This window comes from Paraburkholderia sp. LEh10, assembly GCF_017814945.1.
Lineage (GTDB): Bacteria > Pseudomonadota > Gammaproteobacteria > Burkholderiales > Burkholderiaceae > Paraburkholderia.
In genome coordinates, this window is record NZ_JAGIPX010000010.1 from 111,188 (window position 1) to 123,947 (window position 12,760).

At 60.1% G+C, this 12,760-nt stretch carries 13 protein-coding genes and 1 pseudogene; 7 read left to right on the plus strand and 7 right to left on the minus strand.

Features of this window, described 5'->3' with window-relative positions:
- Positions 1 to 55 precede the first annotated feature (55 nt).
- Together betA and J8I87_RS11190 are read left to right on the plus strand one after the other, a co-directional pair.
- Entirely contained in the window at positions 56 to 1,768 is a 1,713-nt protein-coding gene (gene betA / locus J8I87_RS11185) for a choline dehydrogenase (protein WP_209931511.1), read from the plus strand.
- A 492-nt stretch (positions 1,769 to 2,260) separates the two neighbouring features.
- A complete protein-coding gene (locus J8I87_RS11190) occupies positions 2,261 to 2,782 on the plus strand; it encodes a hypothetical protein (protein WP_209931512.1) in 522 nt (173 codons plus the stop codon).
- Positions 2,783 to 2,942: 160 nt separating this feature from the next.
- Here the strand turns inward: J8I87_RS11190 and J8I87_RS11195 are convergent, their stop codons facing one another.
- Genes J8I87_RS11195 through J8I87_RS11210 form a run of 4 tightly spaced genes read right to left on the minus strand, consistent with a single transcriptional unit; the run spans position 2,943 to position 5,979 of the window.
- On the minus strand, positions 2,943 to 3,692 hold the full coding sequence (locus J8I87_RS11195) for an amino acid ABC transporter ATP-binding protein (protein ID WP_209931513.1): 750 nt from the start codon (positions 3,690 to 3,692) through the stop codon (positions 2,943 to 2,945).
- Between the two features lie 3 nt (positions 3,693 to 3,695).
- Positions 3,696 to 4,388: an amino acid ABC transporter permease gene (locus tag J8I87_RS11200; protein WP_209931514.1), complete on the minus strand. Its 693-nt coding sequence runs from the start codon at positions 4,386 to 4,388 to the stop codon at positions 3,696 to 3,698.
- A 2-nt stretch (positions 4,389 to 4,390) separates the two neighbouring features.
- The gene (locus J8I87_RS11205; protein WP_209931515.1) at positions 4,391 to 5,086 is read right to left on the minus strand and encodes an amino acid ABC transporter permease; all 696 of its coding nucleotides are present in this window, start codon (positions 5,084 to 5,086) and stop codon (positions 4,391 to 4,393) included.
- Between the two features lie 47 nt (positions 5,087 to 5,133).
- On the minus strand, positions 5,134 to 5,979 hold the full coding sequence (locus J8I87_RS11210) for an ABC transporter substrate-binding protein (protein ID WP_209931516.1): 846 nt from the start codon (positions 5,977 to 5,979) through the stop codon (positions 5,134 to 5,136).
- Between the two features lie 967 nt (positions 5,980 to 6,946).
- Between J8I87_RS11210 and J8I87_RS11215 the strand changes: the two genes are divergently transcribed.
- Positions 6,947 to 7,777 carry a phytochelatin synthase family protein gene (locus J8I87_RS11215; protein WP_245253853.1) on the plus strand — a complete coding sequence of 277 codons (831 nt, stop codon included), beginning with the start codon at positions 6,947 to 6,949 and terminating at the stop codon, positions 7,775 to 7,777.
- Between the two features lie 323 nt (positions 7,778 to 8,100).
- Positions 8,101 to 8,286, plus strand: a pseudogene (locus J8I87_RS11220) (MFS transporter); the annotation flags it as partial.
- Between the two features lie 294 nt (positions 8,287 to 8,580).
- On the opposite strand, the gene J8I87_RS11225 reads toward J8I87_RS11220, so the two are convergent.
- The 3 genes from J8I87_RS11225 to J8I87_RS11235 all read right to left on the minus strand — a co-directional run bounded on the left by J8I87_RS11225 (position 8,581) and on the right by J8I87_RS11235 (position 10,757).
- Positions 8,581 to 8,973, minus strand: a complete 393-nt coding sequence (locus J8I87_RS11225; RefSeq protein WP_209931517.1) for a hypothetical protein — start codon at positions 8,971 to 8,973, stop codon at positions 8,581 to 8,583.
- Between the two features lie 513 nt (positions 8,974 to 9,486).
- Positions 9,487 to 10,128, minus strand: a complete 642-nt coding sequence (locus tag J8I87_RS11230; protein ID WP_209931518.1) for a DUF1109 domain-containing protein — start codon at positions 10,126 to 10,128, stop codon at positions 9,487 to 9,489.
- Entirely contained in the window at positions 10,125 to 10,757 is a 633-nt protein-coding gene (locus J8I87_RS11235; protein WP_409518746.1) for a sigma-70 family RNA polymerase sigma factor, read from the minus strand. The genes J8I87_RS11230 and J8I87_RS11235 overlap by 4 nt, the downstream gene beginning before the upstream one ends.
- Positions 10,758 to 11,001: 244 nt before the next feature.
- Between J8I87_RS11235 and J8I87_RS11240 the strand changes: the two genes are divergently transcribed.
- The 3 genes from J8I87_RS11240 (at position 11,002) to J8I87_RS11250 (ending at position 12,739) form a co-directional block, all read left to right on the plus strand.
- Positions 11,002 to 11,640, plus strand: coding sequence for a cytochrome b/b6 domain-containing protein (locus J8I87_RS11240; RefSeq protein WP_209931519.1), 639 nt, complete (start codon positions 11,002 to 11,004; stop codon positions 11,638 to 11,640).
- 20 nt (positions 11,641 to 11,660) lie between these two features.
- On the plus strand, positions 11,661 to 12,437 hold the full coding sequence (locus tag J8I87_RS11245; protein ID WP_209931520.1) for a molybdopterin-dependent oxidoreductase: 777 nt from the start codon (positions 11,661 to 11,663) through the stop codon (positions 12,435 to 12,437).
- Between the two features lie 68 nt (positions 12,438 to 12,505).
- The gene (locus J8I87_RS11250) at positions 12,506 to 12,739 is read left to right on the plus strand and encodes a pentapeptide MXKDX repeat protein (protein ID WP_209931521.1); all 234 of its coding nucleotides are present in this window, start codon (positions 12,506 to 12,508) and stop codon (positions 12,737 to 12,739) included.
- Positions 12,740 to 12,760 lie beyond the last annotated feature (21 nt).

A 12,760-nucleotide genomic window follows, 5' to 3' on the forward strand; every position in this document is an offset into this window, starting at 1 on the left:
GTTCTGGCCGGCTGTCGCAATCAGGATCACGAATCAGGAATCAGGAAACAACATCATGGCTACCGAGCAATACGATTACATCATCGTCGGCGCCGGATCGGCTGGCTGCGTGCTGGCTAACCGGCTTACCGAAGATCCCGCCGTCAGCGTGCTGGTTCTGGAATATGGCGGAAGCGACCGGAGTGTCATCATTCAGATGCCCAGCGCGTTCTCGATGCCGATGAACACAAAGAAGTACAACTGGAAATACCAGACGGCACCGGAACCGCATTTGAACGGGCGTCAACTGCACTGTCCGCGCGGCAAAGTGTTGGGAGGATCATCGTCGATCAATGGGCTTGTGTACATTCGCGGTCACGCTTACGACTTCGATGAATGGGAGGAACTGGGCGCGAGGGATTGGAGCTATCGTCATTGCCTGCCTTATTTCAGGCGGGCGGAGCACTACAAGTTCGGCGGCGACGAGTACCGGGGCGATGGCGGGCCGCTTTGCACAAACAATGGCAATAACATGCAGAACCCGCTGTATGGCGCCTGGATCGAGGCTGGAGCACAGGCCGGTTACATCAAAACCGACGATTGCAACGGGCACATGCAGGAAGGCTTTGGTGCGATGCACATGACGGTTAAGGACGGCGTGCGCTGGTCCACGGCAAACGCCTATCTGCGCCCGGCGATGACGCGGCCCAACTTGCGCGTCGTCACTCATGCGTTGACGCGGCGGGTACTCCTCGACGGCAAACGTGCAACCGGCGTCGAGTACGAGCAGGGGGGCGTCGTGCACACTGCGCATTGCCGCGCAGAGGTGCTGATTTCGTCGGGGCCGATCGGCTCGCCACACCTGCTGCAACGCTCGGGTATCGGGCCGTCCGACGTGCTGCGGCGAGCGGGGATCGAGGTGAAGCACGATCTGCCAGGCGTGGGCGAGAGCTTGCAGGATCACGCCGAGATCTACATTCAGTATGCGTGCAAGGAGCCCGTCACACTCAATGGAAAGATGGACCCGTTCAGCAAGTTCATGATCGGATTGCGCTGGTTGTTATTCAAGGATGGCCTCGGTGCAAGCAATCATTTCGAGGCGGGCGGATTCATCCGCTCGGAAGCGGGACTTCGCTGGCCGGACATCCAGTTTCATTTTCTCCCCGCAGCCATGCGTTACGACGGCGACAAACCGTTCAAGGGACACGGATTCATGATCCTGACGGGACCGAACAAGCCGAAGAGCCGCGGATACGTGCGCACGGTATCGGCTGATCCCTACGTGCACCCCGAAATACGCTTCAACTATCTGGAGCGCGAAGAGGACCGCGAAGGGTTTCGGCGGTGCGTGCGACTCACGCGGGAGATCATCGGGCAACCTGCAATGGACCGCTTCCGCGACGTCGAGCTTGCACCAGGTCCCGATGTGCAGACCGATGCCGAGATTGACGCGTTTGTCCGGGCGAATCTGGAAAGTACCATGCATCCGTGTGGTTCTTGCCGGATGGGTGAGGACAGCATGGCCGTGGTGGACCCGGAGTTGCGAGTGCGGGGCGTCACGGGCTTGCGTGTCATCGATTCGTCGGTATTCCCGACGGAGCCCAACGGCAACCTGAACGCGCCGACCATCATGCTTGCCGAACGCGCGGCCGATCTTGTGAAGGGCGTTTCGACACTGCCGCCGTCGGATGTGAAAGTCGGACTGGCGCAAGGATGGGAAACGCGGCAACGCACCCATGCGCCGATGCGAGCGTTACGCGAAGTGGGATTGACGGATACGCGGGCTTAGCCGAAGTACGGCAGGAGCGGCGCGCCTCATGCGAGCGTGCGCCGCATTCCCGTGCTTGTTCGCCGCCGACATGATCGCAGTGCCGTTGACGCCACCGTTTCGTCTCGTCGTCGGCAGCCTTGCTTGCTTCGCAGGGAGAACCGCGTGTCACCGCACGCGGCATTGGCGCCAGCGCGGTCATCAAGCGGGGACATCAAGCGGGGACATCAAGCGTTCATCAAGCGCGCTCACCAGTACTGACCCAGCCGGATGACAGCATCGAATGCCGAGCGCGCGCTGACTGTGAAGTTCCGCTTCATAGCCCATCAACATTACGAGGAATAGTCGCTTGCGCGAAGTGATGGTACACCTGGCGTGCGAGTCAGGTGAGGTCTTCGTGCCGGTGGATCATCGGCGCGCCGCTGTCGCTGTTGTCGAAGCGGGTGCGTGAGGCGCTCGACGCGATGCCGGAGCCTGGTCGACACCAGACAAACCTGACAGGAGCCAGCCAACATGTCACCCGAACGTCTCTTTCAGTTGCATCTCGTTTTGGGCTATATCGCCTGGCTGCTTTGCTTCGGCACATACGTCTGGCCCAGGCTCAAGTCGATGGACCTGTTCGACGCGCAACGCGCGATCGCCACCTTGCACAGCTTCCGCTTTTTCGGGCTGGTTTTCATACTGCCGGGCGTCGTCAGTCCCGATCTGCCTGCCAGCTTCGCCGTGTTCGCTGCCTATGGTGACTTCGCAACGGGAGTGCTGGCGATGCTGACGCTACTCACGGCACGCATACGGCCACTCTTCTGGTTGTTCGTTGCAGCCTTCAATCTTGTGGGAGCGATCGACCTTATCGTCGACTATTACCACGCTATCCAGGCGGATCTTCCCGCGCGTGCGGGAGATCTGGGCGCCACGTACGCGATTCCGATCATCTACGTGCCTGTACTGGCCATTACGCATGTTGCCGCCTTCTATCTGCTGCTGCGCCATCAGCCCAAGACGGCTCGAAGCTATTTGCCTCTCCGTAAGCCATGAACTTGCCAACGCGTAGCGGCTTCCCCAGCAGGTAGCGCGCTCTGCGCCGCATTCGAAAAGCGTTGTGCGCGGCGTGGGACCACTGCCTGCGCATCTGTTTCGGCGGTTCTGTCGACGGTGATCGTTTTGGGGCGCTACTCGACATACGGTTCGTGCAGCGCTAGGCAGAGACTGCATGCGCCCACGGCGAGCGAATATCCGATAAAAAGCGCTGCGCACGGGGATGCTCGGGAGACTGGAAAAAGCGATCGGGTCGGGCGCGTTCGAGCACGCTGCCCTGGTCCATGAAAATCACGCGGTCAGCCACTTCGCGTGCAAACCCCATTTCATGTGTCACACACACCATCGTCATGCCGTCGCGAGCGAGATCCTTCATCACCAGCAGCACCTCGTTGACCATCTCGGGATCGAGGGCCGACGTCGGCTCATCAAACAACATGACGGGCGGTCTCATTGCCAGTGCACGAGCGATCGCGACGCGCTGCTGCTGGCCGCCGGACAACTGCGCAGGGTGGGCGTTGGCCTTGTGCGGCAACCCGACACGTTCGAGCAGGCTCATGGCAAAATCTTTCGCTTCGTGGGCTGGCATTTTCTTGATCCGCACAGGCGCAAGCGTGCAATTTTGCAGCACCGTCAGATGCGGAAACAGATTGAACTGCTGAAACACAAAGCCAATTCCGCTGCGCAGCGCGTTCGTATTCACACTTCGCGCATGCACATCCTGGCCGTTGACGACAATTCGGCCGTTCTGAATCGGTTCGAGACGGTTGACTGTGCGGATCAGCGTGGATTTGCCCGAGCCAGAGGGCCCGCACACCACGACAACCTCGCCTTTCGCGACGGTCTCGTTCACATTCACCAGCGCCTGATATTCACCGTACCATTTGTTGACGTTTTGGATCTTGATCATGATTTACACCTTCGACGGGGCGCGCGATGTCAGACGCCTTTCGAGCAGATATGCGCAACGTGTCAGTCCGAAGCACATCACGAAGTAGCTGAATGCGAGCAGCAAGTAGACCTGCGCGGACTGCGTGAGCGCCTGCGTGCTGATCTGTCCTGCGACGAACGATACTTCCGGCAGGCTGATGATGTAACCGAGCGACGTCTCCTTGATCGTCGACACCAACTGATTGACGAGTGACGGCAGCATGTTTCGTAGCGCCTGCGGCAGGATGACGAGCGCCATCGCCTGAATGTAGTTGAGGCCGAGCGAGCGGGCACTTTCCATCTGCCCACGTGGTAATGCCTGAATGCCGGCACGCACGATTTCGGCGAGGTACGCTCCATCGAAGATCACCAGCGCGGTGAGCATGGTGCTGAACTGATCCGTGCGGTGACCTGTCATCGTGGGGAGCAGAAAGTACGCCCAGAAGATCACCATCAACAGGGGCGTACCGCGCACCACGTAGACGAGACCCGTAGCTGGATACCGCAGCACGGAGAACGGGCTCACTCTGCATAGACCGAAGACGACACCCACGGGCAACGCCAGCACGAGCCCTGCTGAAGCGAGCAGCAGTGTGAGCGCGAGGCCGCCCAGGGGCCCATTGGGGTATTGGCCGACGACGTAATAAAGGCCGTAAGTTCGGAGTATGTCGAGCATGGCTAGATGGTCCGTACTGGAAACCGGTGCTGATACCATGCGGAAAACACCGTGATCGCGATCGATACCGTCAAATAGGCGGCCGTCGCAAAGGCAAACGATTCGAAGCCCCGAAAGGTCGCGCTCTCAACTTGCTGGGCCTGGTACATCAGTTCCGCTACGCCGATCACCATTGCAATGCTCGAGTTCTTCCACAGATTCAGTGTCTGGTTGACGAGGGGTGGAACCGTCACTCGTAGCGATTGCGGCAGCACGACGAGCCACATGGCGCGCAGAAAACCGAAACCCAGTGCACGGCTCGCTTCCAGTTGTTCCTTCGGGATCGACCGAATTCCACTGCGAATGTCTTCGCTCATGTACGCGGACGTATAGAGCAACAAAGCGATCAATGCGCTCGCCGCTTCGAAGTTGCTGTTGTATAGCCATGTCTTGACGGAGAGCGGCAACAGTTGCGGCGCTCCGAAATACCAGAACAGCATGTGGGCCAGCAGCGGTACGTTTCGAATGCTCTCGACGTAAGCCTGACCGATACCACGGATGAATGCCAGCGGAGCAAGCCGGATCAACGCGACTCCGATTGCCAGTGGCAGCGAGAGCGCGAAGGCGAGTACGGATAGCTTGATCGACATCGCGAACCCGCTGACGAGCCACTGGTGATACTGTCCTGAGAGCAGCATCGACAGGTTGAAGGTTGGCATGATCTGTCTCACCACCCGGACTTACGCCCGGGTGGCGCCTCGTGAATTTAATCGATCTTGTCGGTGGCGATCTTGAACGTGCGAGGCGGGAAGTTCATTTTGGTGCCAGGCCCGAACCACTTGTCGAACAGTTGCAGTGCCTCGCCATTCGATTCCATTCCGAGCAGTACCTTGTTCACCTGTTCACGGAACGCAGGCTCGTTCTTCCGGATACCCAGCGCAATATGCTCGGTCGACAGGTTCTGCGCGACCAGCGCATAGTCCTTGGACGCCGGGCCGAGCTTCGCGAGATTTCCGACCAGGGTAGTCTCGTCGTTCACATACGCCGCGCCTTTGCCTTGCTGGAGCGCGAGCAGCGCCTGTGGACTGGTGTCGAACGAGACGACGTCTGCGTTCTTGATTGTCTTCGCGATGTTGGTCTCCATCGTCGAGCCCTTGACGGTCAGAATCTTCTTTCCGTCAAGCTGCGCAAGCGTCGCAATACCGGTTTCTTTCCGGACCATCGCCTTCTGTCCGGTTATGAAGGTCGATACCGAGAAATCGATTTGCGCCTCGCGCTCCTTATTGTGCGTGAGCGACGCGGCGAGAAGGTCGACGCGGCCCTGCTGCAATTCCGGAATGCGTGCGGCAACCGCCAGTTGCTTGAGGACAGGCTTCACGCCCAGACTCCGCGCGACGGCGTTGCACATGTCGACGTCGTAGCCGACTATCTCGCGGCTCATCGGATCTTTCATATAGCTGAAGGGCTCGTCTGTACCTAGTACACCGCATACGAGTTCGCCCTTTTGCTTGATGTCGGCAAGCTGATCGGCCTTTGCCGGATGCGCGGCGGCCACCAGTACAGACAGCGACGCGATTCGGAAAACGAAACGAAGTTTCTGGATGGTAACCATGGGGATCTCCTCCTGTTGGTGATACGGCTGGTCTAATGCAGTGGACGCACGGCACCGGACTCGACGCCGGGGTCGGCGTCTCTTCCGGGTTTCCATGTCGGTTTTACAGACGTCGACTGCTTACTCGCAAGTCGTCGAGAGTCTGCGATGGGGTGAACCTTCTCGGGTTTGCGCGTGACAACTCGCCGTGAGGGCCGCCGTGCACTCATGGGTCTCTCGTGTGAAGAGGTTTTTCATACGCACGGGAGTTGACGGCTGCAGGCCGTGCACTCGCCGCAAAAGGGCTAGCTTCGGCTTCGGCGGGTCAGACGACTGCGCCGGCATCGTGAGATTCATACCACTCTCGCCGTCATGCCTCGGGCGAGCTTCAAAGACGCGGGCTAGTGTATTCATGTCGAGCAATGATTCTGCTGGGGGTGTTGTGTGCCGCGCTTGTTGAGTTCCGTAGCGATAATGGTACGGAGCCGAGCTGAGAATTTGTTTCCAAAGAGCCGATTTATTCTTTTAAATTATGGATTCCGTTTTTCGATTGATGCGGATCTGTAGATTTTTATTCCATATTCCGGGTAATCCCTCGGTGAGGCGGCCCGCTTTTCATACTGGCTTGTCAAAGCGTTGTTTGCAAAATCAACAACTTGTGGTAGTGGACTTTTCATCAACCGGAAAACACCTGCATTTTCTGTGGCCGTCGATCAGCAGAGCGATCTCGCGCAAGATCCCGTGGGCTTCCCAAGGCGCCATACGCCGGATATCGGCGGCGAGAGAGTGTGAGGATTCAGTGGATTGGGTGCGTCGGCGGTAAGCTGTTGCAGCGAGGTGGTATGACAAGAGAGACCGCTCGGCGAAGTCCCGGGAGCGGCAGCGCTCACGCATCCCAGCTTCGTGGTTCGAACGGCAGGTCGACCCGGAAACTTGCGCGGTGCGCAGCGCAAACGGGACGCACGCCTGGTCTGTTCATGGACGCCGCTTGGCAAGCGCGATCGCCTTCCTGCTACCGCGGCAGACATCGCGCGATACAACAGCATCGAAGTTCTACGCAAGTGAACACCAACCTGGATCATGGAGGGCCGACATGAGCGTTCGCATCGTCCTGCTCCGTAGCGCCGCAATCATGGTGTTGCTGTTCGCCGCAGCGACGCGCGCCGAGACACTTCCGCTTCCTCCAAACCTGATCAGCTTGAGTAGCGACTCGGGGGAAGAAATTCTGCTCGAAAGCACCGCGCGCCGATCTTATTGGCCGCTCAGCATCCAGTTCGTCACACAGAAAAATCAGGCGTATTGCGGCGTGGCGACGATGGTAATGGTGTTGAATGCGCTCTCTGTTACGGCGCCGCCAACGCCGGGCATCGAACCCTTCAAGACGTTCACGCAGGAAAACGTGCTGAACCCGTCGACGGAACGGATCCTGCCACAGGACGTCCTGCGGGAGAAGGGCATGACGCTCGATCAGTTTGCCGGCCTCGTCGGAACCTACGGCGTCAAGGCCGAGGTCTATCATGCGGACACAATCGATATCGACGGCTTCCGGACATTGGCATCACAGGCACTCGATTCGCGTGGCAGCTACGTTGTCGTCAACTATCTGCGCCGGACGTTGGGCGAAGAATCGGGTGGACACATCTCACCGCTTGCGGCGTTTGATGCAAAGACAGATCGCTTCCTCGTGCTCGATGTCGCACGTTACAAGTATCCGCCTGTCTGGGTGAAGACGGCTGATCTGTACTCGGCGATGAACACGACCGATTCGGACAATCAGGGACGGCGACGCGGATTCGTACTTGTTCGAACGGCTCCGTGAACGAGGCAGGTTTGACCGCGGTGCGAATAAAGCGGTGCGAGATCCGAAGCGCAGCGGCTTCACCGGGATTGAAAAGAAGCCGTAGCCATAGGTATCCACGGACCCTGTGCAAGCCCGTTGCGCGGACGCGTAGCGCATCCGCACAGGTTACAGATACCGCGCCCATCAGACCCGCCCCGTGCGCCAGATTGTTGCTTGCCGGGAGACTCTCCGAACGCTGAAGGCCGCTTTATGTCGGGCCGCACGCGCCCGACAATGCCGACCCTTCAGATACGTGCGGAACTGCACAACCGGTTTGCGCACACCCTCCACGGATTGTCTACATGAGTCATCATGCCAGTTCAAATGGGGCGGAAGGCAACAAGCTGCTGATTCTGGCGGCGGTGTGCCTGGCTGGTCTCGTGTTGCCCTTATCGTTTTCCGGCGGCGCAGTCGCAACGCCCGCCATCGGACGCGAATTGGGCGGCGATCCCACGTTGCTCACGTGGGTGACCAACGCTTTCATGCTCGAGCACTGACGGCGCAAAGCTCATGCCCGCCGATGTGATGATGAAGCCGCCCAGACCGAAGACGAAGAGCTTCTTGCGGCCGAACTGGTCCGCAAGTGCACCGGCTGCCATCAGCAGGCTGCCGAAGGTGCACTGGACTAAAAGACGCGGTCGCTGCGTAAGCTGGAATGGGCGATGGCTTGACCGAACAACAGGCGTCACCCGAATATCTGGTGGCAAAGGATAACGCCTTCGAGCGTGGCGCGCGCAGTGCCCTTGCCTCAGTTCGCAACGCCGTCTCACGAGCGGCAACGATCAGGCTATTTCGGCGGCGTGGCTTTCCGCTTTTCTTTTGGCGTCGTCATACACGCGGCGCCGCTCTGCTTCCACCAGCATCCGCTTGCGCTTGATCGACTGCCGACGAATGGGCGGCCCCATGACGGCCACGTAGTCCTCGTAACGATGCCTCTGGTAGCGGCGGAAGAATTCGGGACCAGGCAGGCCATTGGCGAGCGCTAGCAGCACGCCATAGTCGATGGTCGACACTTCGCCGAGCGAAGCAACGGCCCGTTCGAGCGCGTCATAGCGCGCCGTGAGCGGGTCTCCCGCGCTGAACATTGTGTGAAAGCGCTGATAGGTAAGGAGCCGCTCACGCTCGGCGGCTTTTCGCAACGCCACGACGATACGCTCAACCCGTTCCGCTTCCATGTTGCCCTCCGCGTGCGATGCGCTGTCGTGCGACGGGATACGAACGCCGCGCGACGGCTGGATTACGAATAATCAGCGATGTATCAACAGACCGTAGACATCACGGACATCCCGTGCGTCGTCCGTTGATTTCATAGTGCTGGCAAGATACCTTGAGTGATCAACGGGCGGTATGCCTGGCGCGGCTGAACACGTAAGGCGCCGCCGAACACCCCGGGGCGCTTTGCTGATCACGTGACGGGAGGGTGAAGCCAGTATCGCTGGCGGCTGACTCGCTTTCGCTTGCGTCGCGCTCGCATTGTCTTTGAGTCGATCACCCGGCCGTCTGTGGGGCCGAACCCGAACGCATGCGCAATGCCGGATACCTTCGGTACGGGTTTCCGAAAGCCCGGTTGCGGAGCGCCATGCACTTGCGTCAATCGTGACTGCCAGATGTGAAAAAGCCGGGATCACCGATTCGATGATCCCGGCTTCGACGACGGCTGCATGGCTGTCAGTCTGCTGATGCCCCGTCTACCAGCGCAACAATTTCGGACCCAGCCACGCGCCGATGCCCGCAGGCACCAACATCCCGATTGCATACCACACGCTCCAGAATGCCGGACTCATCTCGGGACAATGCATGCAGTACACGATCGTGGCGACGGAACTTGCAAGAAGTCCGGCGACGGCGCCCGCGAGCCGCAATTGTGTCGGCGCGAGCGATCTGACTGCCCAGAACACGGCTGGAAACGTCGGCAACGAAAGCAGCAGGATGTTGAACGGACATGTGCGCCAGGTGCGGCCCAGCACGAGCGCCCAGCGTCCGGCCGACGGCGCGTTATCGAGCGTGAGCATGCCTGCGGCCCACACCGCGATGAACGGCAGCGCGATCAATGCCCAGCCATAGCCCGTCCGCGCGCCCGGCCGGCCAAGACGCGTGACGGCAAGCAGAGCGCCGATCGCGATCGCAAGCGGAAAGGCAACCTTCGCCCAGAAGAGGGTAGTGCGCGCCACAACGGCGAGGTCGTGCCGCACGCCGAATACCAGGGTCATCAGGACCAGCGAGCCCAGCGCGCCTAGCACCAGCGCCTTGACGAAGCGACGTGCGACGAGGCCCCGGTCGACGCGCGTCACCTGGTTCGACAGCAGGTTGACGAGATCATCGGTTCTCATCGCCGTCCTCCGATCAGTGCTGCAAGCGCCTTGAGGCCACGATGCACGCCGACCTTGACGGCCGATTCGGACAGGCCGGTGAGGCGCGCAGTCTCCGTCACGGACAGGCCTTCGAGCTTCATATGAACGATGGGAAGCCGCTGTTTGTCCGGCAAATGCTCGAGCAGTTTGCCGATGTCATGCCTTGCCTGCGCGGGTTCATCATCTGTGTCGGCAAGGAGGTCGGCGTGGTCGTCGAGGGGATCGTTCAGGGATTCGCGGCGCGCGCGTGAGCGGAAGAAGTCCATCAGCTTGTAGCGGGCGATCGCGTACAGCCAGGCAGTCAGCGGTTCGTCCGGACGATAGGTGTGACGCGCATTGTGCACCGCGAGCAGGATTTCCTGAACGAGGTCCTCGACGTCTTCGCGATAGTGCGGGATGCGCTTGCGCAGATAGCCGCGCAGATGGCGCGTCAGCGCTTGCAGGAAGCTGCGATACGCGTCGGCATCGCCGTCGAGACCGGCGACGAATAACGCTTTCAGGCGGATTTCCGCTTCTTGCAACCTGGTTCCTTGATTGGCGAAATGGCGAGACGGCGACCCGTCCAAACGGCTCGCTGCCGCCAGGGCGCGCGGGCCGCCCAGTTCCAGATCGATCGTTCCGGAGCAGCCGAAGCCGTGTTGCGCCACTATAGCGCGATCGTCTTCCATCGTCGTCACCCGCCTCCTTACAGCCTTAATTCGCTCTTGCGCGCCGGGTGGTTACACCGTGCTCGACATTTTTCGCGCACGACGCGAGCGCCGATCGCACAAGGGCGCGTGACCGCGAACGACGCTGTAACCAAACTCGCGTTTCCGACGAATTGACATGTATCCAACCGTCACGGTGAACGACATGGAAACGATGAAAGCGGCACTCACGCCGGCACGCGAGACTTCTCTGGGCAACAGGCCCGTTCATCCGCTCTGGTTGCGCATCACGCATTGGCTCAATGCATTCGCCGCGCTGATCATGATGTTTTCCGGCTGGCGCATTTACGATGCGTCGCCGGTCTTTCAAAGCATTGTGATTCCGCCGTCGATCACCCTCGGCGGCTGGCTCGGAGGTGCGCTCCAATGGCACTTCGCAGCAATGTGGCTGCTGGTGTTCAACGGTCTCGTGTATCTGGCGCTTAACCTGACGAGCGGCCGATTTGTCGCGAAGTTCTTTCCTCTGTCGCCGCGAGCCGTGTTTCGCGACTTCATCGCCGCATTGAGCGGCAAGCTCTCACACGCGGATTCGAGCCAGTACAACGCCGTGCAGAAACTCGCGTATCTGGCCGTCATCGTTGATCTTCTGGTCCTGGTGCTGTCCGGGCTCGCGATCTGGAAGTCCGTTCAGTTTCCGCTGTTGCGCGAACTGATGGGTGGCTACGACAACGCGCGCGTCGTCCACTTCTGCGCGATGGCGGTGATGGCTGCGTTCGTCGTCGTGCATGTCGCGATGGTCGCGCTCGTGCCGCGCTCGCTCTTGACGATGTTGCGCGGCCGCTGATCTTTGCCCGAGGACCTGACATGAAGACGGACGACAAAAGAATCATCAAGCTTGACCGTGCGGCGATTGTTGCGGACGCGCGCCGCGAACTGGACATGCCTTCGCGCCGACTGTTCGGCAAGCGCTTGCTGACGCTCGGTGGCCTGTCGCTGCTGACAGGCTGCTCGATTACCGACGACGAGTCGGTGAACAAGTTTCTGACTGCCGTCTCGCGGCTGAACGATCGCGCGCAGGCGCTGCTTTTCGATCCGAACCGGCTTGCGCCGACCTATACGGAAGCCCAGATCACGCGGCCGTTTCCGTTCAACGCGTTCTACGGGATCGATGACGTGCCCGACGTCGACGGCAGCGATTACCGCCTGAAAGTGGGTGGCCTCGTGACAGGCCAGCGCGTCTGGACACTACCGGAACTGTACGCGCTGCCGCACGCGGAGCAGATCACGCGGCACATCTGCGTGGAAGGCTGGAGCGCGGTCGGACGCTGGGGCGGCACGCCGTTTCGCGAATTTTTGCGCCGCGTGGGCGCGGACACCACCGCGAAATACGTCGGCTTCCGCTGCGCGGACGACTACTACGAAAGCATCGACATGCCGACTGCACTGCATCCGCAGACCTTGCTCACGTTCGAGTACGACGGCGAGCGCCTGCCCGCCAGATACGGCTATCCGATGAAGCTGCGCATGCCGACCAAGCTCGGCTACAAGAACCCGAAGCACATCGTCGAGATATTCGTCACCAATACCTATCCCGGCGGCTATTGGGTCGACCAGGGCTACAACTGGTTCGGCGGTTCCTGAGTGCTGTCCTTCTTTTTCTGGTTCCGGCATGGCCGGATGCCACTTTCAACCCACCAAGGAGATGAGCAATGAAACGACTGATGACGGTAGTATTCGCGGCAGCGATGAGCATGGGTGTATCGGCGGCATTCGCACAGGCAAGCGGCGCGATGTCAAACGATACGATGAGCAAAGACGCCATGTCTCACGATACGATGAGCAAGGGCGGTACGGCGCACGACTCGATGAAGAAAGGCAACAAGATGAAGAAGCACGATTCGATGGGCATGGATCACCCCGCATCGGGTGCAATGTCGCAGTAGGCGACGCTGACAATCGGGCCG